The 25,005-nt window shown below is 54.1% G+C and carries 29 protein-coding genes and 1 tRNA gene; all 30 read right to left on the bottom strand.

Annotated elements, in window-relative coordinates; genetic code table 11:
* Positions 1 to 7 precede the first annotated feature (7 nt).
* The 30 genes from hisC to KVT34_RS01140 all read right to left on the bottom strand — a co-directional run bounded on the left by hisC (position 8) and on the right by KVT34_RS01140 (position 24,929).
* Positions 8 to 1,108, bottom strand: coding sequence for a histidinol-phosphate transaminase (gene hisC / locus KVT34_RS01285; RefSeq protein WP_217556276.1), 1,101 nt, complete (start codon positions 1,106 to 1,108; stop codon positions 8 to 10).
* A gap of 50 nt (positions 1,109 to 1,158) precedes the next feature.
* Positions 1,159 to 1,986 (bottom strand): tryptophan synthase subunit alpha, encoded by an 828-nt coding sequence (gene trpA / locus KVT34_RS01280; protein ID WP_217556274.1) that lies wholly within the window; start codon positions 1,984 to 1,986, stop codon positions 1,159 to 1,161.
* The gene (gene trpB / locus KVT34_RS01275; protein WP_217556273.1) at positions 1,973 to 3,181 is read right to left on the bottom strand and encodes a tryptophan synthase subunit beta; all 1,209 of its coding nucleotides are present in this window, start codon (positions 3,179 to 3,181) and stop codon (positions 1,973 to 1,975) included. Before trpB ends, trpA begins: the two co-directional genes overlap by 14 nt.
* Positions 3,181 to 3,906 carry a phosphoribosylanthranilate isomerase gene (locus tag KVT34_RS01270; RefSeq protein ID WP_217556272.1) on the bottom strand — a complete coding sequence of 242 codons (726 nt, stop codon included), beginning with the start codon at positions 3,904 to 3,906 and terminating at the stop codon, positions 3,181 to 3,183. The genes trpB and KVT34_RS01270 overlap by 1 nt, the downstream gene beginning before the upstream one ends.
* A 94-nt stretch (positions 3,907 to 4,000) precedes the next feature.
* Positions 4,001 to 4,804: an indole-3-glycerol phosphate synthase TrpC gene (gene trpC, locus KVT34_RS01265; protein ID WP_042228439.1), complete on the bottom strand. Its 804-nt coding sequence runs from the start codon at positions 4,802 to 4,804 to the stop codon at positions 4,001 to 4,003.
* Positions 4,794 to 5,834, bottom strand: a complete 1,041-nt coding sequence (trpD, locus tag KVT34_RS01260) for an anthranilate phosphoribosyltransferase (protein WP_217556271.1) — start codon at positions 5,832 to 5,834, stop codon at positions 4,794 to 4,796. The genes trpC and trpD overlap by 11 nt, the downstream gene beginning before the upstream one ends.
* Before the next feature lie 123 nt (positions 5,835 to 5,957).
* The gene (trpE, locus tag KVT34_RS01255; protein ID WP_217556270.1) at positions 5,958 to 7,502 is read right to left on the bottom strand and encodes an anthranilate synthase component I; all 1,545 of its coding nucleotides are present in this window, start codon (positions 7,500 to 7,502) and stop codon (positions 5,958 to 5,960) included.
* Positions 7,503 to 7,853: 351 nt separating this feature from the next.
* Positions 7,854 to 8,231 (bottom strand): chorismate mutase, encoded by a 378-nt coding sequence (aroH, locus tag KVT34_RS01250; RefSeq protein WP_009672004.1) that lies wholly within the window; start codon positions 8,229 to 8,231, stop codon positions 7,854 to 7,856.
* A 2-nt stretch (positions 8,232 to 8,233) separates the two neighbouring features.
* Positions 8,234 to 9,328, bottom strand: coding sequence for a 3-dehydroquinate synthase (gene aroB / locus KVT34_RS01245; protein WP_217556269.1), 1,095 nt, complete (start codon positions 9,326 to 9,328; stop codon positions 8,234 to 8,236).
* 1 nt (position 9,329) lies between these two features.
* Entirely contained in the window at positions 9,330 to 10,493 is a 1,164-nt protein-coding gene (aroC, locus tag KVT34_RS01240) for a chorismate synthase (protein ID WP_217556268.1), read from the bottom strand.
* 195 nt (positions 10,494 to 10,688) lie between these two features.
* Positions 10,689 to 10,853: a hypothetical protein gene (locus KVT34_RS01235; RefSeq protein ID WP_164977121.1), complete on the bottom strand. Its 165-nt coding sequence runs from the start codon at positions 10,851 to 10,853 to the stop codon at positions 10,689 to 10,691.
* A gap of 62 nt (positions 10,854 to 10,915) precedes the next feature.
* Positions 10,916 to 11,695, bottom strand: a complete 780-nt coding sequence (locus KVT34_RS01230; RefSeq protein ID WP_042228447.1) for a CheR family methyltransferase — start codon at positions 11,693 to 11,695, stop codon at positions 10,916 to 10,918.
* Positions 11,696 to 11,814: 119 nt separating this feature from the next.
* A complete protein-coding gene (gene ndk, locus KVT34_RS01225) occupies positions 11,815 to 12,258 on the bottom strand; it encodes a nucleoside-diphosphate kinase (RefSeq protein WP_009671982.1) in 444 nt (147 codons plus the stop codon).
* Between the two features lie 124 nt (positions 12,259 to 12,382).
* On the bottom strand, positions 12,383 to 13,357 hold the full coding sequence (locus KVT34_RS01220; RefSeq protein WP_217556267.1) for a polyprenyl synthetase family protein: 975 nt from the start codon (positions 13,355 to 13,357) through the stop codon (positions 12,383 to 12,385).
* On the bottom strand, positions 13,354 to 14,217 hold the full coding sequence (locus KVT34_RS01215) for a menaquinone biosynthesis protein (RefSeq protein WP_217556266.1): 864 nt from the start codon (positions 14,215 to 14,217) through the stop codon (positions 13,354 to 13,356). The genes KVT34_RS01220 and KVT34_RS01215 overlap by 4 nt, the downstream gene beginning before the upstream one ends.
* The gene (locus KVT34_RS01210) at positions 14,177 to 14,812 is read right to left on the bottom strand and encodes a UbiX family flavin prenyltransferase (protein WP_217556264.1); all 636 of its coding nucleotides are present in this window, start codon (positions 14,810 to 14,812) and stop codon (positions 14,177 to 14,179) included. Before KVT34_RS01210 ends, KVT34_RS01215 begins: the two co-directional genes overlap by 41 nt.
* Positions 14,809 to 15,693 (bottom strand): UbiA-like polyprenyltransferase, encoded by an 885-nt coding sequence (locus tag KVT34_RS01205; protein ID WP_217556262.1) that lies wholly within the window; start codon positions 15,691 to 15,693, stop codon positions 14,809 to 14,811. The genes KVT34_RS01210 and KVT34_RS01205 overlap by 4 nt, the downstream gene beginning before the upstream one ends.
* The gene (locus KVT34_RS01200; protein WP_217557213.1) at positions 15,674 to 16,423 is read right to left on the bottom strand and encodes a demethylmenaquinone methyltransferase; all 750 of its coding nucleotides are present in this window, start codon (positions 16,421 to 16,423) and stop codon (positions 15,674 to 15,676) included. Before KVT34_RS01200 ends, KVT34_RS01205 begins: the two co-directional genes overlap by 20 nt.
* A 14-nt stretch (positions 16,424 to 16,437) precedes the next feature.
* Positions 16,438 to 17,301, bottom strand: coding sequence for a heptaprenyl diphosphate synthase component 1 (locus KVT34_RS01195; RefSeq protein WP_217556261.1), 864 nt, complete (start codon positions 17,299 to 17,301; stop codon positions 16,438 to 16,440).
* Positions 17,302 to 17,383: 82 nt separating this feature from the next.
* Positions 17,384 to 17,917 carry a hypothetical protein gene (locus KVT34_RS01190; protein ID WP_217556260.1) on the bottom strand — a complete coding sequence of 178 codons (534 nt, stop codon included), beginning with the start codon at positions 17,915 to 17,917 and terminating at the stop codon, positions 17,384 to 17,386.
* A 71-nt stretch (positions 17,918 to 17,988) separates the two neighbouring features.
* The gene (gene mtrB, locus KVT34_RS01185; RefSeq protein WP_009672001.1) at positions 17,989 to 18,210 is read right to left on the bottom strand and encodes a trp RNA-binding attenuation protein MtrB; all 222 of its coding nucleotides are present in this window, start codon (positions 18,208 to 18,210) and stop codon (positions 17,989 to 17,991) included.
* 86 nt (positions 18,211 to 18,296) lie between these two features.
* The gene (locus tag KVT34_RS01180; RefSeq protein ID WP_217556259.1) at positions 18,297 to 19,595 is read right to left on the bottom strand and encodes a PQQ-dependent sugar dehydrogenase; all 1,299 of its coding nucleotides are present in this window, start codon (positions 19,593 to 19,595) and stop codon (positions 18,297 to 18,299) included.
* A gap of 173 nt (positions 19,596 to 19,768) precedes the next feature.
* Positions 19,769 to 19,845, bottom strand: a tRNA-Pro gene (locus tag KVT34_RS01175).
* A gap of 125 nt (positions 19,846 to 19,970) precedes the next feature.
* Positions 19,971 to 20,243, bottom strand: a complete 273-nt coding sequence (locus KVT34_RS01170) for an HU family DNA-binding protein (RefSeq protein WP_009671985.1) — start codon at positions 20,241 to 20,243, stop codon at positions 19,971 to 19,973.
* Between the two features lie 282 nt (positions 20,244 to 20,525).
* The gene (gene spoIVA, locus KVT34_RS01165) at positions 20,526 to 22,004 is read right to left on the bottom strand and encodes a stage IV sporulation protein A (RefSeq protein ID WP_009672005.1); all 1,479 of its coding nucleotides are present in this window, start codon (positions 22,002 to 22,004) and stop codon (positions 20,526 to 20,528) included.
* Positions 22,005 to 22,294: 290 nt separating this feature from the next.
* On the bottom strand, positions 22,295 to 23,050 hold the full coding sequence (locus KVT34_RS01160) for a hypothetical protein (RefSeq protein ID WP_254634496.1): 756 nt from the start codon (positions 23,048 to 23,050) through the stop codon (positions 22,295 to 22,297).
* A 45-nt stretch (positions 23,051 to 23,095) separates the two neighbouring features.
* Positions 23,096 to 23,449 carry a 2Fe-2S iron-sulfur cluster-binding protein gene (locus KVT34_RS01155; protein WP_217556257.1) on the bottom strand — a complete coding sequence of 118 codons (354 nt, stop codon included), beginning with the start codon at positions 23,447 to 23,449 and terminating at the stop codon, positions 23,096 to 23,098.
* A gap of 118 nt (positions 23,450 to 23,567) precedes the next feature.
* Positions 23,568 to 24,203, bottom strand: a complete 636-nt coding sequence (locus KVT34_RS01150; protein WP_217556255.1) for a nucleotidyltransferase family protein — start codon at positions 24,201 to 24,203, stop codon at positions 23,568 to 23,570.
* A gap of 10 nt (positions 24,204 to 24,213) precedes the next feature.
* Positions 24,214 to 24,507 carry a 2Fe-2S iron-sulfur cluster-binding protein gene (locus KVT34_RS01145; RefSeq protein ID WP_217556254.1) on the bottom strand — a complete coding sequence of 98 codons (294 nt, stop codon included), beginning with the start codon at positions 24,505 to 24,507 and terminating at the stop codon, positions 24,214 to 24,216.
* A 149-nt stretch (positions 24,508 to 24,656) separates the two neighbouring features.
* Positions 24,657 to 24,929, bottom strand: coding sequence for a stage VI sporulation protein F (locus tag KVT34_RS01140; RefSeq protein ID WP_217556253.1), 273 nt, complete (start codon positions 24,927 to 24,929; stop codon positions 24,657 to 24,659).
* Positions 24,930 to 25,005 lie beyond the last annotated feature (76 nt).

Raw genomic sequence — 25,005 nt, 5'->3', positions numbered from 1 at the left:
ATACGTATTATGATTCTTGGACAGCCCCGTGAAGCACAAGCTCAAGAGCACGAACGAACGCTTCGTTCTGCTCTCTGCTGCCCACCGTTACTCTCAGCATGGTCGGGAAATCGAGCTTTTCCCCGCTGCGGACGATGATACCGTGACGAAGAAGCTCGTCAAACACCGGACCGGAAGGACGGCCGATATCCACCAGAATAAAATTACCGTGGGCCGGATACGAGAAAAGGCCGAGTCTTCGGAACTCACCCAGGAGATACTCAATCCCTTCCCGGTTGAGCCTGCGGCACTGTTCCACAAAACCCTGGTCCCGGATAGCCGCAGCCGCAGCCGCTTGAGCCAAGCGGGTCGTATTAAACGGCTCCCGTACCTGATTGATCGTACGAATCACATCCGGATGTCCGATTCCGTAACCGATCCGCAGGGAAGCAAGCCCGTAAATTTTCGAGAACGTGCGGAGGATTACGATATTGGGATATCTGCTTAGCAGCTCCAGACTATCCGGGTAGGCCTCATCGGTCGTATATTCGTAATAAGCCTCGTCGAGAGCCACCATGACATCAGAAGGAACCTTGTTCATAAAAGCTTCCAGCTCCTGCCGGGTCACTATCGTTCCGGTCGGGTTGTTCGGGTTGCAGATCCAGACGATTTTCGTCCGTTCATTGACGCGGCGGAGCATTTCGTCCAGATCGTGCTTGCCGTCTTTTAAAGGAACCTCAACCGAAACCGCGCCTTCGATCTCCGCGTTATGTTTGTATTGAGGAAACGTGTGGGTCGCCATGATCGTCTCGTCTCCGGGTACGAGATAAGCCCTCGCGATCATAAGGATCACATCGTCCGATCCGGCTCCGAAAATAAGCTGGTCCGCGTTAACGCCATAATGATCGGCAACGGCCCGCATCACCTCCGCTCCGGCTCCGTCCGGATACAAGGTCAAGTTGTCCAGGTCAGCCAGAATCGCTTCTTTGGCTTTAGGCGAAAATCCGAACGGATTTTCGTTGGAAGCCAGCTTGATTACGTGCTTCAAGCCAAGCTCCCTTTTCACTTCGTCAATCGGTTTGCCCGGCTGGTACACCGGCAGTTTCGTTACCTGTTGTTTGGGACGCATATCCATCACCTCTGCCAATCTCTCTGTCTGCCTTCTTCGTGCTTACCTCGTTAACTTTGCGTTTGATAAGACGCGCCTTTCAAGTCTCTGACAAATTCACCGATTTGCTTCAGCGCATCTTGTTTCGTACTTTCGTCTTGGAGACGCTGTTCCTGCTCGCCGATCCGGCGGACGATAGCGCTGCCCACAACGACCGCGTCGCACGTTTTCTCGAAGCGCTCGACCTGTTCGCGGTTCGAAATTCCGAAGCCGATCGCGATCGGCAAATCCGTGGCCGCTTTTACCGAAGCCAGGAAATCGTCTACACCCGCATGAAACTCGGAGCGCACACCCGTCACTCCCATGGAGGACACGCAGTAGATAAAGCCCGAAGCCCGGCTGACGATTTTCTGCACACGCTCGTTGGAGGTCGGAGCAATCAGCGGAATCAGATGAATCCCGTTGCGCTCCGCGAGCCGCCTGGCTTCCGCGTCTTCTTCCATCGGCAGATCCGGAATGATCACACCGCTGATATCACTTTCTTTCATGAGTTCAAAAACGCGCTCCAGCCCGATGCGAAGCAGCGGATTGTAGTAAGTAAACAAGATCATGGGCAGCTCGGAGCCTTCGCTGCGCGCCTGCTTGGCGATTTCGATGACCTTCAGCACGGTAATCCCGCTTTTCAGGGCGCGTCCGGAGGACTCCTGAATAACGGGGCCGTCCGCGAGCGGATCGGAGTACGGGACGCCGAGTTCCAATAGGTCCGCGCCGGACTTCTCCAGTTCATGGATGATATCCAGGGTAATGTCCGCCGTAGGATCCCCTACCGTAATAAAAGGAATGAGTGCGTTCTTGCCGGCGGATCTCAGCTCCGCGAATTTACGATCAATGCGATTCATGATCTGCACCTCCGAGATAGCCCATGATAGCTTCCACGTCTTTATCTCCGCGGCCCGACAAACAAATGACAAGAAGCTCGTCCGGGGACATAGTCGGAGCCGTTTTTATCGCCTGCGCGACCGCATGCGCGCTTTCCAATGCCGGAATAATACCTTCCGTCTTACAGAGAAGCTGCAGAGCGTCGAGCGCCTCGGCGTCAGTGATCGGCAAGTACTCGGCCCGCTTCAAGTCTTTCAGGTAAGCGTGCTCGGGTCCGACGCCGGGATAATCAAGGCCGGCCGAAATGGAATGGGCCGGAATCACCTGGCCGAATTCGTCCTGAAGCACATAGCTGAGAGAGCCTTGGAAAACACCCGGGCTTCCTTTCGTCATCGTTGCCGCATGCTCCTCGGTATCCACGCCGCGTCCGGCCGCTTCCGTCGCGATCAAGCGCACCCCTTCATCGCCGACGAACGGGTAGAACATCCCCATCGCGTTGCTGCCCCCGCCTACACAGGCGATGACCGCATCGGGCAGCCGTCCTTCGAGCTCCAGAATCTGCGAGCGCGTCTCGTCGCCGATCACACGCTGGAAATCGCGGACGATCATCGGATACGGATGCGGACCGGTTACGGATCCGAGGATGTAATACGTATCGTGCACGTTGCTGACCCAGTAGCGGAGCGTCTCGTTGCACGCATCCTTGAGCGTACGGGTACCGGACATGACCGGAACGACTTCCGTTCCGAGCAGACGCATGCGGAATACGTTCAACTGCTGGCGCTTCATATCTTCTTCGCCCATGAACACCTTGCATTCCAAGCCGAGCAGGGCCGCAACGGTGGCCGTGGCGACGCCGTGCTGTCCCGCTCCGGTTTCGGCGATCACTTTCTTCTTGCCCATCCGCTTGGCCAGAAGCGCCTGGCCGATCGTGTTGTTGATTTTGTGCGCGCCCGTGTGGTTCAGATCTTCGCGCTTCAAATAAATTTTAGCGCCGCCAAGCTTCTCGCTCAGCCGTTGCGCGTGATAAAGCCGTGTCGGTCTGCCGGAATAATCGTGCAGCAGCGTTTCAACCTCTTTCACAAATTCGGGATCCTGTGAATATTTACGGTAAGCTTCTTCCAGTTCGATCAGTGCGTTCATTAGTGTTTCAGGTACATATTTCCCCCCGAAACGTCCGAATCTTCCATGTTCATCTGGTACTGCTGCTGCCATTATCCTGTCACCCTTTCCACAAAAGCTGCAATCTTGGCGATATCTTTGACGCCGTCCGTCTCGACTCCGCTCGAAACGTCGACTCCGTCGATTTCATATTGTTCAATGAGGCCGCCGACATTGTCGGGATTTAACCCTCCCGCTACAATCAAGGGCATGCCCGCGGACAAGGCCCATTTACGGGCTTCGGGTATACAATCCCACGAGAATGTACGCCCCGACCCTCCGCCGTAAACCGGATCGAACGTATCGATCAATACGGCATCCACTGCATCGCGATAAGGGTCCAACCGCTGCATCCAGCCGTTCGCCCCGTCTTTTATATCCGAAAAAGAGCTCTCGTTGACAGGAGGCTCTTCGTTTTTAATCGAGGATACTTTCCAAAGCTCCACACCAAATTGTTCTTTGATGCTTCTGCACGTTTCAGGCGCCTCTTCCCCGTGAAACTGGATAATATCCAGTTTGGCGACGGACAAAACATCCGCAAGCTCATCCCGGGTGGGATTGACAAACACCCCGACGGTCTTGGGAACACGGTGACCCTGCTGAGCACGTTCATGCAGAAACGAAATCATCTCGGAAGCTTGCTCTGGCGTGATTCGTCTTCTGCTGGGTGCAAAAACAAACCCGATCTGGCTAATCGGGAAATGTACGATTGATTTTAACACTTCAACGCTTTGAAGTCCACAAATTTTTACGTCCGGTCTTTTTGAAACCGATCCCATTTTCTTCACTCCCCGGCAGTCAAAAAGCCTATTTTGCCGCCATTACTTCCACTCTCTTACGAAGAAAACTTCTTCTATGGCTTATTCCTTTGCATTAAAAATTCCGGGTCATACTGCGTTCGCCCATCAAGTCATGGACGGCTTGGCCGACATCCGGCTGTCTCATAAAATGCTCCCCGATCAGCACGGCCTGTGCGCCGGCTTTACGGACGAACTCCAGATCGTCCCGGGAAGAAATCCCGCTTTCGCTGACTAGAATCCGGTCGTTCGGCACGATCGCCGCCAGTTCTTCCGTCGTCTTGATATCGGTCACGAACGTTTTCAGATTCCGGTTGTTAATGCCGACTAGCGTCGCGTCCTGCTCCAGAACCGTTTCCAGCTCCCGGCGGTCGTGAACTTCCACGAGAACGTCGAGCCCGACATCCTGCGCGAGCTGCTTGAGTTCCTTCAGCTCGGAAGGCTTGAGAATGGCCGCAATCAGCAGAACGGCATCCGCGCCGATGACTCTCGCTTCCAGAACCTGCAGCGGGTCGATGGTAAAATCTTTGCGGAGCAGCGGCACGTTTACGGCTTCTCGGACGGCGCTTAAGTAGTCGTTGGCGCCTTGGAAATAATCTTTGTCCGTCAGCACCGAAATGCAGTCCGCCCCGGCCTCGGCATAGGCTGATGCTAACCGGACGGGATCGAAATCGGCGCGGATGAGTCCTTTGGAAGGAGAAGCCTTCTTCACTTCTGCAATGAGTCCCGTCGGCCGGTTTCTTCCGTCCCGCAAGGCACGTTCGAATCCCCTGCATGCCTGCAGGCCGGAAATACGGCGCTCCAGCTCGGAGGAGCTTACCTGTCCGCGAAGTTCTTCAACTTCTCTGCGTTTGGTTGTTACGATTTTTTCAAGAAACATAGCTCAGATCTCCTGTATAGTGGGCTAATTGCTGTAATTTATCCATAGCTTTACCGCTGTCAATGACATCGGCCGCCACCTTGACGCCTTCTTGAAGCGTGCCGGCAATTCCGGTCACGTAGAAGCAGGCGCCCGCATTGGCAAGCACGATTTCACGGTGCGCGCCTGCGGCGCCGGTGAAAATCGTGCGGATGATTTCCGCATTTTCCGCCGCATTCCCTCCCTGGATGTCTTGCAGGGAGTAAGTTTGCAGGCCGAGATCGTCCGGTGTAACGGTGTAGGTGTTCACCGTACCGTTTTTCAATTCCGTCACCTGGGTAGGCGCGGAAATGCTGATTTCGTCCAAACCGTCGTAGCTGGAAACCACGACCGCCCGTTTAAGGCCGAGCGCTCCCAGCACTTCGGCGACCAGTTCAGTCTTAGCGCGCTCGAACACTCCGAGTACCTGACGGTCGGCGCCGGCCGGGTTGGTCAGCGGGCCCAGCAGGTTAAACACCGTCCGGACGCCCAGCTCACGGCGGGGTCCCGCAGCGTGCTTCATCGACTGGTGATACCGCTGGGCGTACATGAAGCAGATGCCGATCTGATCAAGGCACTGCGCCGCCTGGTTACCGTCGAGCTCGATGTTTACTCCGAGCGCTTCCAGCACATCCGCGCTGCCGCTGCTGCTGGACATCGCACGGTTGCCGTGCTTGGCTACCCGGATGCCCCCGGCTGCCGCCACGATAGCGGAGGCGGTTGAGATGTTGAACGTTCCTGCCCCGTCCCCTCCGGTTCCGCAAGTATCCAGCAGATTATCCTGGATGGTCTGCACCGAGGTCGCTTTAAGCCTCATCGCTTCGGCAAAACCCGTCACCTCTTCGATTGTTTCTCCCTTAATCCGCATCGCGGTCATCACACTGCCGATTTGGGCGGGAGTCGCTTCCCCGTCCATAACCGACAGCATGACCTCCCTCGCTTCATCGCGGGATAAGTTCCCGCCTCCAATGAGTGTCGAAATCGCCCGCTGAATGGTACCATTCGCCGCCATCTGACCGTCCTCCTTCTTCGAAATGGATTTTAACCTGCCGTTAGTTCGCTGTTCATCTGCCATCTATCTGCCGTTCGTTCCGTCTCCCGGTTCCGGTCCTTCCAGGCCGCCTAACCTTCCCGCCTAAAGGGCCGGGACGTGCACATAGTAGTCGAGGTTCGGATTATCCGCCTCACGTCTGAACATCGCTTCAGCGCTACGGATCGCTGTCATCATCCCCCGCGCCTTGTTCACCGTCTCCTCGTATTCTTTCTCCGGATCGGAATCGAAAACAACGCCCGCCCCGGCCTGGATGTAAGCTTTGCCGTTTTTGAAAACGATGGTCCGGATCGTAATGGCCGAATCCATATTCCCCGAGAAGCCAAGGTAGCCGATAGCGCCCGAATAGGTGCCTCTTTTTTCATTTTCAAATTCGGCAATGATCTCCATCGCTCTCAGCTTCGGCGCCCCGGACACCGTACCCGCCGGCAGACAGGACAGGAAGGCATCGAAGAAGTCCTTCTCTTTGTTCATCGTGCCCGATACGTTCGACACGATGTGCATCACATGCGAGTAGCGCTCGATCTGCATAAAGCTGTCGCAGGACACCGTACCGTACTCGGCAACCCTGCCCACATCGTTGCGCACGAGATCCACCAGCATCAGATGCTCCGCACGTTCCTTCTGGTCTGCGAGCAAATCTTGCTCAAGCTCCAGATCGTGTTCGGGCGTTTTGCCTCTCGGTCGTGTACCCGCAATGGCTCTTGTATCCACTCTCTCGTCCTCCACGCGGACCAGCATTTCGGGAGAGGTTCCCACGATGATTTCATCGTCCATTTTCAAGTAATACATGTACGGAGAGGGATTCAAAGTCCGAAGCACCCGGTAAACCTGCAGCGGAGAAACTTCCGTATCCGTTTCGAAACGCTGGGACAGCACCACCTGAAAGATATCACCGGCCTTAATATATTCCTGGGCCGCTTTCACATTCGATACATACTGTTCTTTACTCAGATTGGAACGAAAACCGCTCAGATCTCCAGTCGTTTCCACTTCGCTATGGGTCATCATGGTCGAAGGGAGCGGTTTTTTGAGCTTTTGTATCGTCGCGTCCAGCTTCTGACAAGTTTGCCGGTAAGCCTCCGCGATCGTTTCCTCGCCGGCTCCGTCAGGAATGTGCACGTTCGCGATCACGTTCATCTGCTGTTTGAAGTGATCGAAGGCAATGACTTGGTCGCAAAACATGAACTGGATATCATCCATCCCAATATCGTCGACGCGGTGTTTGGGAAGGTTCTCATAATACTGGAGAAGATCGTATCCGAAAAACCCGACCGCTCCGCCCGTGAATCTAGGCAGTCCCTCAATCGAAGGGCTCCGGAATAACGCAAGCTGGCTTTTCAAAGCTTCGAGAGGTTTTTCTTCCGTCGTGACCGTTCTTCCCTGCGTCTCCAGATGAGTCTTCCCGTCGCGTGCCCTTATAATGAGAAACGGGTCTGTACCGATGAACGAATACCGGGCCCACTTAATGCCGCCCTCTACGCTTTCAAGCAGGAACGCGCGTTTCTCTTCGGCAACATGCTGAAATACTCGGATGGGTGTCTCCGTATCCGCCAGCAGGCAGCGTACAATCGGTATCAGATTGTATTCTTTTCCCAGGCGGATCACTTCTTGAAGCTCGGTATTCATTCTTGTTTTCCCCTTTCTACGGGCAGCATTTGAAAAAATAAAAAAACCTCTACGCATCCGTAGAGGTTTGGTTGAGTTCATTTGATTGGTAAGAGTGCAAGAATTCAAGGCGCACCGTCTAAAGCCATAAAGGTTCGCTAAAAGAACCGGCTGTAAGACCACAGTTCCCCGGTCTGCAGAAAAAAACTACAGAAGCTCCCTTTGCTGTCAAAGGGACGGAACGGTTATGATCGTCCTTTCGCAACTCATGCGAAATGCTAACGATAGTTATGCGCTGTTTATGCTCAACTCTACTCTTCTCAACTGATCTCATCTAAGCTCTACTCATCTATAATGACTATACTACCCGCATTAGGGATTTGTCAATTTCACAATATCCGGACGCAGAACCTGCGCGCCTTTTAAATAAACGTGCCGCATTTCATCCTGCCGTTTCGTCGTATTGGCCAACACCATAAGCCGGATACATTTCGGAAGACTGTTGTCTACATCGATTTCGATGGAGCACATAAGCGGTACGAGGTCCCAGCCCGGCATCTGGCGGATGGCTCTCGCTGGGAACGTCGCAGTCAGTTCTTTGGTGACCGTAATAAAAACCGAGGAAATTTCATCGGGTTTCACATCGTTCTCACGGACAATCTTTTCCAAAAGCTCCAGCGTAGCCGCCAGAATTTGTCCTTCTTCGTTGCTTTCCACGGTTGTTGCGCCGCGGATTCCTCTAACGAACATGATTATGCCTCCCGCTTAAGTTGTTCCACGACTTCTTCCACCCATTCCCGGCGGACGTCGTTTCGGATTTCCACCTGCCCGACAGCCGTAGGTATAATGAACGTCATGGTGCCTTCCTTGAATTTCTTGTCGTGCATCAATGCGCTCATAATCCGGGCCGTGTCGTACTGCTCCGGCAGACGGACCGGCAGCCCGAAGCTCTGCAGGATGCGCTTGGTCACCGTGTAGATGTCCTCGGAGTATCCGAGCTTCATGGCAAGCCGCGCCGAACCGACCATCCCGATGGAGATGGCTTCGCCGTGCAAGAGCTCGTTATAGCCCGCGACCGCTTCTAGAGCATGGCCGATCGTGTGGCCGAGGTTCAAAATCGCCCGGAGGCCGTTCTCACGCTCATCCTGCGACACAACCAGAGACTTGACCTTGCAGCCCTGGTAAAGCCCGTACTGCAGAGCTTCCGGGTCCAGGGACAGCAGCTTTTCTCGGTTGTTTTCCAGCCACTTCACAAAATCGGCGTCCCAAATCAGACCGTGCTTGATCATTTCCGACAATCCCGCCGAAATGTCCCGCTGCGGCAGGGTTTGTAATGTGGTTACGTCGTACAGCACCATCTCCGGCTGGTGAAAAGCGCCGATGATATTTTTCGCCAATGGATGATTGACCGCAACCTTGCCCCCGACACTGCTGTCATGAGCCAGAATGGTGGTGGGCATTTGTACAAAGGCGATGCCGCGCATAAAACTTGCGGCAGCGAAGCCGGCGAGGTCTCCCACGACGCCTCCGCCCAGCGCGACAATGGCGGACTTGCGGTCCAGCCCCGCTTCAAGAGCGGCTGTAACGATCTTCTCCAGCATCTGCAACGATTTCGAGCTCTCGCCCGGCGGCACGATAAAAGAAGACGCCTTGTACCCGCCGGCTGTCAGGCTGTCCATGACGGGCTGAAGATGATGGCGCGCAACCGACTCATCCGTAACGATCAGCAGCGGGGCGCGTTTGCTGATGGCATGTTTGTCGAAATACGCGGCACAGTCCTTCAGCAGCCCTTCTCCCAAGTAGATCGGATACGAGCGCTCGCCGAGATCAACTTTCAGCTCCATCATCTTAGTAGCTCTCCACTTGCTTCAAGTAATTCTCATAATTGCGGCGAATCTCTTCTAGAGAATCTCCGCCGAATTTCTCCATAAATGCCTGCGCGACTTCCCAAGCCACCACATTCTCCATGATGACGCCGGCAGCCGGCACGGCACAGGTATCGGAGCGTTCCACTTGAGCCGTGAATGCTTCTTTCGTATCGATATCCACGCTCTGAAGCGGTTTGTATAGAGTCGAGATCGGCTTCATGACGCCTCTGACGACAATCGGCTCGCCCGTCGTCATTCCGCCTTCGAAACCGCCTGCGCGGTTGCTCGCCCGGCGGAAGCCTTTCTCGGGATCATATTGAATCTCGTCGTGCACGCTGGAGCCGCGCAGTTTGGCCGCTTCGAATCCGATTCCGATTTCGCAGCCTTTGAACGCCTGGATGGACAGAACCGCCTGAGCGATGCGGCCGTCAAGCTTACGGTCCCACTGCACGTGACTGCCCAGACCGACCGGCGCGCCTTCCACGATAACTTCCACGATGCCGCCAAGCGTATCTCCGTCGGCCTTAGCCGCGTCAATAGCCGCGATCATCGCCGCTTCCGCTTCGGGATCCGTCACTCTTACGGGAGACGCTTCCGTAATCGCGATGAGCTCGTCGATCGGAAGCTGCGGAGATTTCGCCTCCACTTCGCCGATGCGGACGACATGGCTCGCCAGCTTGATGCCGAACGCTTCAAGCAGTTGTCTGGCCACGGCGCCGCAAGCTACGCGCATCGTCGTTTCCCTGGCGCTGGAGCGTTCCAGGATGTTGCGGAGGTCGCGCTGGTTGTATTTCAGACCGCCGTTGAGATCCGCGTGACCCGGACGCGGCCGGTTAACACGGCGTTTTCCCTCGTCCGTATCCGGCTGCTCCTCTATGTTCATAATGGAAGTCCAGTGCTTCCAGTCGTTATTCTCGACGACCAGGGCAATCGGCGCACCTGTCGTTCTGCCGTGACGCACACCGCCGACAATGCTTGCGGTATCTTTCTCGATCTGCATCCGGCGTCCGCGTCCGTGGCCTTTCTGCCTTCTATGTAATTGGAAGTTCATCGCTTCAAAATCAATCGTTACATTACTCGGAAATCCTTCAATGATCGCAGTCAGCTGCGGACCATGCGTTTCCCCCGCCGTTAAGTATCTCACTACTCTTGCTCCCTTCTAATCCGTACAACTACGGTACCGACAAACACTTTAGCGCTTTCAAGTGCCTAAGTTTTTCTATCATTATAGTATACCCCTATGCGTTTGACAACCGCACGCACAAAAAACACGCCCTGCGTGCCAGGCGGCATCAAAGCGTGTTTTATCCGGTTTCCATTAGACCTGAGCTTCCGATCGTCAGCCGCCGGCCGATTGCTTCTGCCAAGGACCGGACGGACCGGCCATCTTCGGATCGTTCATCATCCCGAGAATCTGCACGGAATCTATGCCTAGAATCTGCGCGCACTCCTGCATGGTGATAAACCCCCGGCGATAGGCGGAAATAACTTTGCGTTTATCCATTTGAGTCCTCCTTGAAAGACAGTACTCCAAGTATCGGTTTCAAAAGGAAAACTTATACATTCCTACCCCTTTTTCCGGTAAAAAAAGGTATCCGCGGGTTCGAGGTCATACTGGGCCGGAGAAAAAATCTGCTCGGTGGAACCGACGAACAGAATGCCTCCCGGTTTCAACGCTTTGGAAAATTTCTGATACAGCCGATGCTTCGCTTCTTCCGTAAAATAAATGATGACATTGCGGCAGACAATCACGTCGAAGCCGCTGTCGAAACGGTCCTCCAGCAGGTTCTGCTTCTGGAATTTCACCGCTTTCTTGAGTTCGTCGGAGACGTGGAAACCGAGCTGCTCCTGTTTGAAATACGTTTTCACGTAGTGGGGCGGAACGTCCTTGAGCGATCTTTCCACATAGATGCCCCGGCGCGCCTTTTCCAGCGCTCCTTCGTCAATGTCCGTCGCAAGGATGGAGGCGTCACGCAAAGCGCCCATGTGGGACAAGATCATAGCCAGCGTATACGGCTCCTCGCCGGTCGAGCAGGCTGCGCTCCAGACCTTAAGATTCCGGCTCGCGTTTCTCAGTTCCGGCAAAAATTTCTGTTCCATCACTTCCCAGCGGTTCGGGTTGCGCCAAAATTCGGAGACGTTGATCGTCATCCGGTCCAGAAATTCGTAAAAGAGTTCTTTGTCTTTCGACATGGCATCGAAATAGGCCGAGAACGTATTATAGCCTTTTTTGATCCGCAGCGTCGTCAGACGCCTTTTCATCTGAGCTTCTTTGTATAATGCGAGATCTATCGATGTGAAGTCCTTGATTTTGCGGATAAATAACGGAAAATCGTCGTTTTCCAAGTTGTATCCCACCTCTGATGTATTTGTCCAGGTGATGATATTCCCTATCCCGGGTGAATTCTCCTGCAAAAAAGAAAAAGATATAGGCAAAAATGCCCATATCTTTTTCCCTAATCCGATTAAAGCCAGCGGGATACGTCGCGCTTGTAATCCAAAATTTCTTCCGGTTTGAAGAAATGGTTGATCTCGCGCTCCGCGCTCTCCGGTGAATCCGAGCCGTGAATCAGGTTTAATCTCGTATGTAAGGCGAAGTCGCCGCGGATCGTTCCGGGAGCCGCTTCCAGTACGTTCGTTTTGCCGTTCAGAATGCGGGAAAGCGCAATAACCTGCTCGCCCTGCCACACCATGGCAAATACGGGGCCGGAAGTAATAAACTCTACAAGCGGTTCGAAGAAGTCTTTGCCTTTATGTTCGGCATAATGCTCTTCCGCCTGCTCTCTTGTCATCAGCATCAGTTTAGCGGCTACCAGCTGGAAGCCTTTCTGCTCCAGTCTCTTGACGATCTCTCCGATCAGTCCGCGCTGGACGCCGTCCGGTTTTACCATTAGAAAAGTTTTTTCCATGTAATCTGCCTCCAATTGGTAGAAAAGTAATCTCTCTTACTGTACCACCGTTTCAGCAGCACGTACAATGAACAATTGCACACAACCGTGAAACCGGAGTCCGCCGGACCGATAAAATAAAGGATTAGTGCGTGCGGTTGCCGATAAAATGGGCGACCTGGATGAGATCCTGCTTGGCCCGGATGTTCGGAAGCGTATCCAGAGCCGCAATGGCTTTTGCGATATAGCGGTCGGCAAGCGCGCTGGACTTCTCGATCCCTCCGCTCCCGCGGATCATGTCCAGAACGCGGCTGACGTCCGTCTGCCCGTCCGCTTTCTGGATGCGTTCGATCTCGCTCAGAATCGGGCCTCTGAGCTTCTCCTCCTGCAGAGCGAAAATAACGGGCAGTGTAATGTTGCCCTGTTTGATATCGCTTCCCGGAGGTTTGCCGATCTCCTTCTCGGTGCCGCACAAATCAAGGATGTCGTCCCGGATCTGGAAAGCGAGCCCAACGTTGTAGCCGAAAGAATACAGCCGGTTGGAAACGTATTCGTCGGCACCCGCCACCATAGCTCCGAGCTGGCAGGATATCGCGATAAGAAGAGCCGTCTTCCGCTTGATGCGGAGAAGATAATCGCGCAGCGTCTGCTCCGTATGATAGAAGAAACGGATCTGTTCCATTTCACCGATGGACATTTCCACAAGCGCCTTCGATAGAATCATATGGACGCGCGGGTCTTCCAGTCTGGCGGCAATCTCCAGCCCTTTGGCAAAAATAAAATCTCCCGTATACATCGCGATCCGGTTATCCCACTTGGACTTCACGGTATCCTGGCCGCGCCGGGTGTCCGCATCGTCAATGACATCGTCGTGAACGAGCGAGGCCGAGTGGAAAAGCTCCAGGGGAACGGCTATCATTTTCAACCGTTCAATATCATAGGTTCCGAATTCGCCGCCCAATAGGACAAGAACAGGCCGGATTCTTTTGCCCCCGGCCTTTAGCAGATGCATGGACGTTTCCGTCAATAACGCGTGGTCGGTCTGCAGGTTCACTTCCAGTTCCCGCTCGATCGCGCCCACGTCTTTTTTCTTGCGCACGTATATGTTAAGAATTTTCATTCCGTCACCCGCACCCTCGTATTATCGGACCAGATCTGGATGGAGACCTCTTCCGGTAAAAAACCAAGCTCCCAAGCATAGCGGTAGTACAGCTCCAGGCCGCTCCACTGCTCGGGACCGAATTCGTAGCAAAGATTTCTGAAATAATGTTCCCAATAAGATTCCGTACCCCCGATTTTGAGGACGGCTTCATTAATGACGCCCGTAAGGTCTTCCAGCGACTTGCGTTTGCTTTCCACGAAACCGTCAAAGATGCTTTTAACCAGTTCGGGCGACCGTTCGATGGTATCTTTACGGACCGCCCATACGGCAAACGACATCCAATGCCCGGTCCATTCCTTCCATTCTTGCCCCAGGTCGGTTACGGTATACCCGCTGTCAAGCCAGTTGGCTTTGATGGCATGATCCCCGATCAAGAGAGCCGCGTCATTGTCTTTCATCATGTCTTCCAGTACGGGCGGAGCATAGCTGTAAGTCGGAGTGCCGCCGTATTTTTTGTTCATGATGATTTTCAGCAGGTTTGTCGTCGTTGCGGAGGTCGTCGGAAGCGCAAATCTTCCGTTTTTCAATTGTTCCAGCGGTTTTTTATGAAAAAGCAGCAGTGAATTCACATGCCCGTAAGCACTGACCGACAAATCGGGAAACAGGACGTAATCCCGGAAATTTTCTCCATACGAAAACGAGGAGATAGCGCTCATATCGATCTCTCCCGCCGCCAGAGCCCGGTTTAAACCTGTCGGAACCTGACTTACGAACTCTACTGAATTTGCCAGCTTCTGCACCGGAAAATGGTAAAACACAGGCCATGCATTCGTAAATTCAATTCTCCCGATGCGCAGTTTCTTCTCTGTTGTCGTCATTGCCTTCTCCCCATCTTCTGAACAATTCATGATCCAAATCCATGTTGTCTAGTACCTTCCCCACAAGAAAGGCAACGATGTCATCCAATGTCTCAGGTCGCTGATAGAAGGCCGGCATGGCCGGAATCAGCTTCACGCCCATTTTGGCAAGGACCAGCATGTTCTCCAGATGAATGGCGTGCAGCGGCGTTTCCCTGGGAACCAGAATGAGCTTGCGGCCTTCTTTCAGCATCACGTCGGCAGCCCGCTCCAGGAGGTTGTCCGAGGCGCCGCGGGAAATTCCGGCTAAAGTGCCCATCGAACACGGCATGACCACCATACCCTCTGTGCGGAACGAACCGCTTGCTATGCCGGCCCCGATGTCCTGGAGCGGATAATAGGTGTATGTGCCCGGAAAACCGCCGAAATGAGCTTCCAGCGTTTCTTTCCGCTTGGCGGCCACCCAATCCAGTTCTTCGTGAAGCACCCTCCAGCCGGCATCCGTAATGACCAGATGGACGGGAACGCCCCTTTTCAGAAGTTCCTTAATGAGCGTCACCCCGTAAATCGCGCCGCTTGCCCCCGTTATGCCGACGACCCAGCCGCGTTTCTTCATCGGAACGTCTCCACCAGAATATCCACCAGCGTGAAGGCGAAAACGACCATGCTGAGTATCCCGTTCATGGTGAAAAACGCCGTATTCAGCTTAGATAAATCCGTCGGTGAAACGAGGCGGTGCTCGTAAAACAAAATGATGTACGCGATGATAATGCCGATGAGGTACCACCAGCTGAGATTCGTCATAAAGAAAAGCGAGATCAGACCCACGGCGGTCAGCGTATGGAGAACGCGCGCCGTCATGAGCGCCACCGGAATGCCGAAGCGGCTCGGATAGGAGTGCAGGCCTTCCTCGCGGTCAAATTCCACGTCCTGGCAGGCATAGAGCAGGTCGAAGCCGGCACTCCACATCGCTACGGTAATGAACAGGACAAGCGCGGCCGGCGTAATTCCTCCGGTGATCGCCACCCATCCGCCGAGCGGGGCAAGACCCAGGGTGATGCCGAGAACAAAATGGCACGCCCACGTAAACCGTTTGGTGTACGAATAAAAGACAAGAAAAAAGGCCGCAACCGGCAGCAGGTAAACGGAAAGCAGGTTGAGGTGATAAGCTGACCAGAAAAGCAAAAGGAATGAAAGAATAATAAATACCGTAACTTCCGCAACTGAAATCAGCCCCGCCGGGATCGCCCGGTTCGCCGTCCGCGGGTTTTTCTTGTCGTACTTTTTGTCTATGACCCGGTTCAGGGACATCGCGGCCGTACGGGCGCCGATCATCGCAAGCGTAACCCACATGATCTGTGTCCATCTCGGCAGGTGCCCCGTTTCCACAACGGCTCCGAGAATAGCACCCATATAGGCAAAAGGAAGGGCAAAAAGGGAATGCTCAAATTTGATCATTTCCAAGAAAATTTTTGTTTTATGAATGAGTTGTCGCATCTGTCTTACTCTCCTGACTCGAATTCCCTTTGACGCCTATATGAAGCGCCGCAATTCCGAAGGTCAGCGGGTATGCTTCGACTTTCTGAAGCCCCGTTCGGCGAAAAATTTCGGCAAGCTCTTTATAGTCCGGGAAACTGATTAGCGATTCCGGCAGCCATCTGTACTGCTCATAAGACTTGGCAATCAATTTGCCTAGCAGCGGAAGCACTTTCTGAAAATAAAAATAATACAAAGCTTTAAAAGGCCGCCAAGTAGGCTTGGACAGCTCCAGAGAAACGACGAGCCCGCCCGGTTTCACGACGCGCTGCATTTCACGCAGCACCTGCTCCACGTCCGGCACGTTCCGAAGCGCGAACCCGATGGTGGCATAATCGAAAGTGTTATCGTCAAAAGGTAGGCTCATGGCATTGCCGTGTACGAGGCGGATCTGGTTGTCCAGCCCCTCCTCACGAATCTTGCCCGCGCCGAAATCGAGCATGTTCTGGCTGAAATCCAGCCCGACCATCTTCCCGGTGCCGCTTGCCTTCGCCATGGAGATCGTCCAGTCGCAGGTTCCGCAGCAAATATCAACCGCGGTCGATCCCGGCTTGACGTTCATTTTGGCCATCGTAAATTTCCGCCAGGCCTTGTGCCTGCGGAAACTTAGGATACTGTTCATTTTATCGTATTTGGGCGCGATACTTTCAAACACGGAATGAACAAATTGTTCTTTCGTTTTGCCTTGCACGGCTTTCCCCACCTTTATCTCTCTTCCAGTAATCTGGTCTTGGAAATGAAACGAAAAAATGGCTCGCCAATGTGAAACAGTTCACTTGCGAGCTTGTCCGAATCAAGCTGCTTTACTTTCGCTTCCAGCTGTTGAAGCTGGGTGCCAAGCAGGTTGTACAATTGGGACGGCACGTTGTATTTGTGGATCAGCGCTTTGAGTTTAGCCGGATCCTGCTCCTGCGTTTCGAGCAGCTTCCGCTCTTCTTTGGAGCCGTTCTGGATAATGTGCCAATAGCCCCAGCTCCCGTGAAAATCCTGAAGAGATTCGGAGCGGAAAATTTCCTTGAAAATCACTTCGCAGCGGGTAAACGCTTCGAGAATTTCCGGCCATGAACGGCGGTTTACTTCTTCCATCAGTCCCCCGAACGACTTGAACAGATGGGACTTGATATCCACGGACTGCCGCACGTAGTCCTCTGTCGTGACTTTAAGATGCTTCATCGTCACATACAGATTCGTTTTGAGCCGGTTCAGCTCGCAGATGGCCGTGGACAACCGTTTGATCAGGTCGATTTGACCGGCTTGCGATAGCAGGTGGTAAAATCGGGAGCTGAAATAATCGCCGGCCAGCACTTTCAGCTGACGGGACCTGGCGGCTTTCTTCTCTTTCACCTCATTAGAAACCGTTACCTCGTCATGCGTATCGAGTCCCATCTGGACAAGCGAAGTGACGAGCGCAAACAATTCGGACGAAGGGTTAAGCCGGGAGTCCCTGCTCAAAAAAGCATACAGAAGCTGCGCCCGGAAGTTCGGGAAATCAGGCAGATCCGTATGCTGGCGGATCATGTCATAATCCGTATATTGTTTAGCGATCTCAGGGATCCGATATGGGTTCATACAAAAGCCTCCGTACGTGTGCCAGTTTCATAGATCGTATCTAAGTAATTATAGCATAACCTTTTGAGTGGCGCACAAGCAATTATTCTGGAAAGTGCCGCTGCCATTTCTTTGTAAAGGTCAGAAGAAATCTGCGCTGAAGCTCGGCAGCGACCTTCTCTTCGCCGTCGGTTCCCTTCAAGGAGGACAGTCCCTTCGCCTCCGTGCGTGCCGCTTCCATCGCCAAGACGAGCTGCGGACCGTTCTCGCCCGGTTTTGCGCCGTATTCCACGATCCTGACGAACACCCGGCTAATGTTGGAGGTCCGGAGCAGAGACGATTGTGCGATCCGCAGCAGATCGCCGTAAACCACCTTCTTCTCGGCCGTTCCCGGCAGCAGCAGATCGAGCGAGAGAATGGAATGCGTAAGCTCCACCTTGCGCACACGCAGTTGAAGCGGGAGTCCGTTTACGTAATCGGGCAGATTAGCCTCCGTCAATTCGGGACCGGAAATAGTTCTCCAGGCTTCCGAGCCTTGACCGCCATTCTTTCTGTCCAGAAACGGAACGAACGCCATCGTTAGCACAACTGCCGCCGACAGGCCGCCTATCGTAAGCAGACGGGCAATTTTGTTCATCGTACAAGGGCACCTCCTGTCTATATCCCATTGTACAATGAAAAAAAGCAGGCTATGCCTGCCGACGCAAATTATTGTTCGGTTTCGATATTGCCGAACTTCGTCATGATCAGCGCCTTGCCGCGGACCTTCACCGCCGAAGTGTGCTCCGTGAACTGGGCGATCATAACTTCGCCTTTGTCAAGCTTTTCGGTATGATGAAAGCGCGTGTCGTGCCCTCTTGTCAGGCCGATCACATGTACGCCGTTTTCTTTCGCCTTAATAATAAAATAATCTCCCTGTGTCTGATCCATAAATCGGTACCCCCTTCTATCCGTACGGCTTATCCGTATATGGCTTACAATTTATCATGCTTTAAAAAGAAGCCGCCTGTCAACCCTTATTCAGCGCCGGACCGCTTCGGCTTCAAGCGGATGATTTTGTCGTCGTCTCCAGCCGGTTGCCCCCGTCCGTCCCGGTTGTTCGTGAGCAGGTACAAAGAGCCGTCAGGGCCTTCCGTTACCGAGCGAAGCCGGCCGAAGGCGCCCGCGAATGCGGTTTCCGCCTTGGTCAGCTTGTAAGCGGGTACGGAAGGCCCTGCTCCGGGAGCTGACGTGCGATCAGGTTCAAGCGTGAACAGCAGCAGCTTCGTCCCTCTCAGCCCGGCGACGGCCAGTCGTCCCTGCCACGGCCCCTGGCGGATGAACGTCATTCCCGAAGGGGCCCATGTGTCCTTGCCGCTATGCAGAAGCGGCGGGATAAGCGCTCCGGCCGCCTTCGGCGATCCCGTTGCGTCCCCTTCGATCAGAGGCCAGCCGTAGTTTCCCCCCGGGACGATGACGTTCAGCTCGTCATGAGCCGACTGCCCGTGTTCGGAGCTTAGCAGGCTGCCGCTTCCGGGGTCCCACGCCAGGCCTTGTGCGTTGCGGTGACCCCAGGAGTACACGGGCGAACCTGGAAACGGATTGTCTTCGGGAATCGAACCGTCCGGTGATATCCGGAGGATTTTGCCGCCGAGGCTGTTCTTGTCCTGAGCCAAGGGCGGGTCGTATTTCTCCCCCGTTGTGACATAAAGCATGCCGTCGGGGCCGAATTTGATCCGTCCGCCGTTGTGATTCTCCGCCCCCGGTATGCCATCGAGCAGCACACGGTCGACATGAGCCTGATCCCCCTGCAGTTTCAGCCGGAGCACCCGGTTCTTCGTCTCTCCTTCTCCGGCGTACGTGTGGTAAACGTACAGGTAGGAATTGGCGGCGAAGCCCGGATCGAGCGCCAAACCGAGCAGCCCGCCCTCCCCGCTGCTGATAAAAGGGTCCTGCAGCTGCAAAAGCGGCTTCTCCTGCAGCTTGCCGTCCCGGATCATCCGCAGTTGTCCCGGCCGCTCCGTGAAAAATAGGCGGCCATCCGCCGCAAAAACCAGTTCCCACGGCACATTAAGGCCGGAAGCCACGATCTCCCGCGTGTAGTCCGCCGCCTTCTGCTCTATAAGCTCGGGTACGACGGGAGCATTCCCGGAGCCGTTCTCCCGTGCCTGGCCGGCGGTGGCTGGACCGGGCGCTTCCGTTCCGGCAGGTCCGGCTCCCGTGCCTCCTGTAGAAACGGGCTTCCCTTCACACCCCGAGGCCATGACGGCTATCGCCGCCGCGGCCGCTGCCGTAAACAGGGCGCTTCTAACACGTGTTTGACCGTTCTGCCGCATCTCCGTTCCCCTCCTGCGGATTTGTTGATTCTATCGTAACACAATTGGGCGCCGCTTCCAAAAGAGACCGCCGCCCTCGCGGGCTGAAGGGAGGAGCTCACCCAGACGCATTAAAAAATGCTTCCGTCAGGATGAGATCCTGAGCGAAAGCATTTGGTGTATGTATGGTTTCATGGTCGGAGTAGCGGGATTTGAACCCACGGCCTCACCCACCCCAAGGGTGCGCGCTACCAGACTGCGCCATACCCCGACGCCGTATCCCTAATTATACCGGATAATCGTAAGTTGTCAATGCGAAAAAAAAGGGCCGATAAAAACTAAACCGCGCGCCCGAAGGCACACGGTCTACACAAAATCCATATGTAAGAGAAGCGATTATTGAATGCCGTCTCTCAGCGCTTTGCCAGGTTTGAAAGCAGGAATTTTGCTTGCAGGGATTTCGATTTCATCGCCTGTTTGCGGGTTGCGTCCTTTACGTGCGGAGCGCTCGCGAACTTCGAAGTTACCGAAACCAACAAGCTGAACTTTGTCGCCCTGTTGAAGAGCTTCGGAAATTGCATCGAATACAGCGTCAACCGCTTTCGTCGCATCCTTCTTGGAAAGCTCGGAGGTCTCAGATACTTTAGCAATCAGTTCGGATTTATTCATGCCTTTCACCTCCCTCCCAAAATATCTACTGTTTTACTTTCTGTTTTCACCGTTTCGTTAAAAAATATACATGAACCGGGCAAAAGCCGAGGCCCATCAACGAAAAACGAGTACCGAAGAAAACGAAACAAACTTATAGTAATATACGCTAGAGCTTATTTCAAGTCAAAGTCACTGATTTTGTGGAAAATGCACAAAAAAACAGGGAAATTCTTGGAGAACGTGAAGTTCTCTGAAGAATTTCCCCGCCGAAAACGGTAGAAAAACGAAATGTCAAGCTCGTTATAAAATAATGGCGATGAGCCCCCCGGAGCCTTCGTTGATAATACGTCCGAGTGTCTCCTGAAGCTTGTAGCGGGCATTGTCCGGCATCATGGCAAGCTTTCCCTGAATACCTTCCCGGACGATGGAGTGCAAAGAGCGGCCGAAAATATCGGACTCCCAAATTTTGAGCGGGTTGTCCTCGAAATCCTGCATGAGGTAACGGACCAGCTCCTCGCTCTGCTTCTCCGTTCCGATAATCGGGGAGAACTCCGACTCCACATCGACACGGATCATATGTATCGAAGGGGCCGTCGCCTTCAGCCTCACACCGAAGCGGGAGCCCTGACGGATAAGCTCCGGCTCATCCAGAGCCATTTCCGCCAGCGTAGGCGGCGCGATGCCGTAGCCGGTCGTTTTGACCATTTCCAGCGCTTCGGCGAACTGGTCGTATTCCCTTTTCGCATGGGTGAATTCCTGCATCAGTTGAAGCAGGTGATCCTTACCGCGAATCTCGACGCCGACCACTTCGACCAAAATTTTATCGTACAGTTCATCCGGTGCGTACAGGTCGATCTCGGCCACACCCTGCCCCATATTCATTCCGGCAAGAGCCGCCCGGTCGATGAACTCATATTCGGAGAATTGTCCGACAACCCGTTCCACGTCGCGCAGACGCCGGATGTCCTGAACGGTATCGCGGACGGAATTTTCAAAATGCGTGCGCAGCCAGTGTTTCTCCGGCAGCACCATCACCCAGCTCGGCAGGTTTACGTTCACTTCGTGCACCGGGAATTCATACAGAACTTCACGGAGCACGCCGATCATTTCGTCTTCGCCCGCTGTCGCTACGCTCATCGTGACGACCGGAATGTCGTACTTGCTTTGCAGTTCGCTGCGCAGTTCCTGGGCCGGCTCGCTGTTCGGTTTTTGCGAATTGATGACTACGATGAACGGCTTGCCGACTTCCTTCAGCTCCGCTATAACTCTTTCTTCCGCCAGCACATAAGACGAACGCGGAATATCTGAAATCGTTCCGTCGGTCGTCACGACAACCCCCAGCGTCGAGTGCTCCTGAATGACTTTGCGCGTGCCGATTTCGGCCGCTTCCTGGAAGGGGATCGGTTCGTCGAACCACGGCGTCGAAATCATCCGGGGACCGTTCTCGTCCTCGTAGCCTTTGGCGCCTTCCACCGCATAGCCGACGCAATCGACCAGCCTGACGTTGACGTTCAGTCCTTCCGCTACGGAAATCTGCACGGCGTTATTCGGCACGAACTTCGGTTCGGTCGTCATAATCGTGCGCCCTGCCGCACTCTGCGGGAGCTCATCCGTGGCTCTGATGCGATCGGTTTCACTCTGGATGTTAGGCAGTACAACTGATTCCACGAAGCGTTTGATGAAGGTCGATTTTCCCGTACGGACCGCTCCAACGACCCCCAGGTAAATATCTCCTCCCGTTCGCTCAGCAATGTCCTTAAAGATATCCACTTTCTCCAAGAGAATCCCTCCTACAGGTTGTTAAATGAAGCGAGAGCCACGATACGTTCTTCAGCCGGCCTTCCCTTTGCCATCCGTATGCGACATAACTCGTACATCATTTGGACTTGTAACAAATATATGTGCCGGTCGTCGAAATATGCCTGGCAATAATCTCTGAAAAAATATATGATTCCCGGAACCCGGATATGCGCCGGACGTGAAAAAAACCCTTTTCTCCGTGAAGAAGAAAAGGGTTTCGAAAGCCCGTTTAGAGCGGATAAAACGGCCTTACAGACTTATCCGATCGGCTATTTCATGAAGGGAACAGGCTTGCTTGTCGCGCTATCCCATTTGTACTCAAACGACATGATAGGTACGAAATAAGAGTCTTCCACCAGAAGGGGAAGAAGGTCCTGACCGTCTTTCAGCGCGGACTGAAGCTGCTTCTCCTTGATCTTTTGAGCCAGATCGGGTGCATAATCAATCGCAACTTTGCCGGAGTCATGAACAAGGAAATTAATCAGGCTCTGACGGTTGTAGACACTTTTGATTTCAGGCGTTTTCATGCCGATTTTGCCGAAATCCACATACTTGAAGCCGGGAGAATAGGTTTCTCCGCCCGGAACGGCGCCGTTGTTTTTGCTGATATAGTCGTTTACTTTCTTCTGGATGTCAGCCGTGGTCCGGTAGGCTACCAGATCGAAAAGTTTCACTTTCGCCTTCGTGTCGGGGTCGACGAGCACATAAATAAAATCTCCGCCGCTTTCGTATGCATTGCCCGGAAGGTTGGACAAATAACCGCTGTTTTTCAGCTTTTGAAAATCAATGACGTACTTCTCATAAAGCGGTGTTTCCATATCGCTGTTTTTAATGGGAAAGACGCTTTTCTTGGTATGATATTCGTCGATACTCTGCTGCACTACGGCAATAAACTCGCCCGGGTTCGTCTGGTTTTCTTTGCGCATCTCTTTGGGGTACATGCAGCCGCCAAGCAAAGCCAGCGAAAATAAAGCGGCCATCAGTACCGTCAGGCGCCCTGCTAGAGCGCCCTTTACGATAGTCATCATCGGTTCTCCTTTGGTTTCGTTTCTCCGGATCGCTGAGCGGCTCTAAGGCCAGTCATCCTCTTCCCGCTGCTTGGCCAATTGGGCGCGTACAGCGGCTTTCAGCGGATCTTCGGGGACGGTGACCGTCACATCGCCCGTAATCCGGGCCTGACAGGACAGGCGCAGCCCTTCCTGAAGCTGGCTGCCGAGCTTGAGCCGCTCGTTCTTCCCCGGCTCGGACAGGCCGCTCTGGTCCCCGGCGTGTACTTTGCACATCAGGCAGGCGGCCTGTCCGCTGCACCGGGTGCGGATGTGCACATTGGCCCGCCGTGCCGCATCCAGCAGGGTAGTATTCAAGCGGACGGAAGCGCTGCGGTTGTCCGGCATAAATGTCACTTTCGGGTTGGTCTGGCTCATTCTCGTCCCTCCCTCTGTCTAAGGCACTTGCTTATTACCGGGGCGCGGCTCGTTTCCTTTGCGCTCCGGCTTCCGTCATGGAGACGGAAGCCGCCGCTGCCGCAAACCGCGGGTGCTTCTATAATGCGGGAATAAGCCGCTTGACGACTGACAATGCGGGCTCTCCCCAGCTGTTTCTGGAAAGCAGGTCCCTCAGGGCGGCTTCATGCCGGGATAGACAGCCGTTGATCGTCCTTGCGATAGCCTCGTACCGGTCGGGACGTTCGCGCAGGATGTTGAAGAGCAATTCATGCGCAAGCGGCATTAACGCCAGACTCTCGCCTTCCAATTGCCCCACTTCCGCGTGCTTCTCTCTCAAGTAGGCCGCTTCGACTATGTACTGCGATCCCGCCGCACATACCTTAAACCCGCCGACTAGCTCCACCTGAATGCCGCCGATGGCGTAATGGCTGAGCAGCGATTCGTAGATGCCCGTACGGTCCAGTTTCTGCTCATCGACGGCATAGGGTTCCAGGACACGGGCCGCCGCTTCCGCCTGATCCGTATCCACGTACAGGTCCAGATCCCGCGGCTGAGCCCCGATCTCCACGCCCTGCAGCGCCAGAGCGCAGCTCCCGCCGATCAGCCAGCCGGTTCCCGTGCCGTTGAGAAGACGGGCCGCCTGACGCATGACCCGGACTAACGGTTCCTCCAGCGGAAGATCCGGACGCATTTCGAGCGCAATCCGCCGCTCCTTCGATCGTTCGCTTTTCATGCCGGTCCTCCTAGAAGTAGGGCTTGTGAGTAACGGAAACATCGCCGGTTTCCTGAATCACGACCTGACATCCCAGTCGGTAGCCCAGCTCGATTTCTTCGGGTTCCAAACGGTCTAGTTCCGCTTCCGTAGGCGGTGCGAGCCGTTCCCGCCCTTCTTTTATGAAACAGCGGCAGCGCGCACATGTACCGCGCTTGCAGGAATGTCCCCATTCGAGTTTATGTTTGAGGGCCAGTTCAAGGACGGTAAGTCCCGTCTCGCTTTCGACCGTCTTGTCCCCTTTTCTCGTGCGCAGTGTAATCATCTCTGTTTCCCCCTTCGTGTAAACGATGCTGCTTCATTCCTAGGTTGATTATAGCATTTCGGCCGAAACTTTGTGAATCACGAGTAAAAGGACCGCGGGCTGCCTTTCGGCTTCCTACGGTCCCCCTGCGCTTCCGCTGGCGTTTATCGCTACCTTTTCATGATGAGATTCATCATCTGCTGCAAGTTGCCGCCGTCGAGTTTGCTGCTTTTAACCGCATGAACGATTTCTTTGACGGTTTCTTCCGGCACATCAATCCCGACAAGCTGGGAAACCTGCTTAATCAGCTGCCGCAGCTGTGCTTCATCCTGAACGGTCGACGGTTTCACGCCGCTGGCCAGCTTTTGGATATCTTTCTCGGTTACGCTTTTACCCGTTTTTTTCTTAACGGTATTAAGAATGTCTTTCGGATTTCTAGGCACGCTGCCGCCTCCCAACCATAGTGTCCGCTATAAGGAACTGGACTTGAATCTATGGTAGTGTATGAAGGCTCGGCAG

The sequence above is a fragment of the Paenibacillus sp. GbtcB18 genome (assembly GCF_019091125.1).
Taxonomy (GTDB): Bacteria; Bacillota; Bacilli; order Paenibacillales; family NBRC-103111; genus Paenibacillus_F; species Paenibacillus_F chitinolyticus.
The sequence above is the reverse complement of the archived record's forward strand: the minus strand, read 5'-3'. Positions and strand labels throughout refer to the sequence as shown.

Coding starts and splice junctions, on each gene's coding strand:
- hisC (WP_217556276.1), bottom strand. CDS start 1,108: ATGCGTCCCAAACAACAGGTAACGAAACTGCCGGTGTACCAGCCGGGC.
- trpA (WP_217556274.1), bottom strand. CDS start 1,986: ATGAATCGCATTGATCGTAAATTCGCGGAGCTGAGATCCGCCGGCAAG.
- trpB (WP_217556273.1), bottom strand. CDS start 3,181: ATGGCAGCAGCAGTACCAGATGAACATGGAAGATTCGGACGTTTCGGG.
- KVT34_RS01270 (WP_217556272.1), bottom strand. CDS start 3,906: ATGGGATCGGTTTCAAAAAGACCGGACGTAAAAATTTGTGGACTTCAA.
- trpC (WP_042228439.1), bottom strand. CDS start 4,804: ATGTTTCTTGAAAAAATCGTAACAACCAAACGCAGAGAAGTTGAAGAA.
- trpD (WP_217556271.1), bottom strand. CDS start 5,834: ATGGCGGCGAATGGTACCATTCAGCGGGCGATTTCGACACTCATTGGA.
- trpE (WP_217556270.1), bottom strand. CDS start 7,502: ATGAATACCGAGCTTCAAGAAGTGATCCGCCTGGGAAAAGAATACAAT.
- aroH (WP_009672004.1), bottom strand. CDS start 8,231: ATGTTCGTTAGAGGAATCCGCGGCGCAACAACCGTGGAAAGCAACGAA.
- aroB (WP_217556269.1), bottom strand. CDS start 9,328: ATGATGGAGCTGAAAGTTGATCTCGGCGAGCGCTCGTATCCGATCTAC.
- KVT34_RS01235 (WP_164977121.1), bottom strand. CDS start 10,853: ATGGATAAACGCAAAGTTATTTCCGCCTATCGCCGGGGGTTTATCACC.
- ndk (WP_009671982.1), bottom strand. CDS start 12,258: ATGGAAAAAACTTTTCTAATGGTAAAACCGGACGGCGTCCAGCGCGGA.
- KVT34_RS01220 (WP_217556267.1), bottom strand. CDS start 13,357: ATGAAAATTCTTAACATATACGTGCGCAAGAAAAAAGACGTGGGCGCG.
- KVT34_RS01215 (WP_217556266.1), bottom strand. CDS start 14,217: ATGACGACAACAGAGAAGAAACTGCGCATCGGGAGAATTGAATTTACG.
- KVT34_RS01210 (WP_217556264.1), bottom strand. CDS start 14,812: ATGAAGAAACGCGGCTGGGTCGTCGGCATAACGGGGGCAAGCGGCGCG.
- KVT34_RS01205 (WP_217556262.1), bottom strand. CDS start 15,693: ATGCGACAACTCATTCATAAAACAAAAATTTTCTTGGAAATGATCAAA.
- KVT34_RS01195 (WP_217556261.1), bottom strand. CDS start 17,301: ATGAACCCATATCGGATCCCTGAGATCGCTAAACAATATACGGATTAT.
- KVT34_RS01190 (WP_217556260.1), bottom strand. CDS start 17,917: ATGAACAAAATTGCCCGTCTGCTTACGATAGGCGGCCTGTCGGCGGCA.
- mtrB (WP_009672001.1), bottom strand. CDS start 18,210: ATGGATCAGACACAGGGAGATTATTTTATTATTAAGGCGAAAGAAAAC.
- KVT34_RS01180 (WP_217556259.1), bottom strand. CDS start 19,595: ATGCGGCAGAACGGTCAAACACGTGTTAGAAGCGCCCTGTTTACGGCA.
- KVT34_RS01170 (WP_009671985.1), bottom strand. CDS start 20,243: ATGAATAAATCCGAACTGATTGCTAAAGTATCTGAGACCTCCGAGCTT.
- KVT34_RS01160 (WP_254634496.1), bottom strand. CDS start 23,050: ATGACTATCGTAAAGGGCGCTCTAGCAGGGCGCCTGACGGTACTGATG.
- KVT34_RS01155 (WP_217556257.1), bottom strand. CDS start 23,449: ATGAGCCAGACCAACCCGAAAGTGACATTTATGCCGGACAACCGCAGC.
- KVT34_RS01150 (WP_217556255.1), bottom strand. CDS start 24,203: ATGAAAAGCGAACGATCGAAGGAGCGGCGGATTGCGCTCGAAATGCGT.
- KVT34_RS01145 (WP_217556254.1), bottom strand. CDS start 24,507: ATGATTACACTGCGCACGAGAAAAGGGGACAAGACGGTCGAAAGCGAG.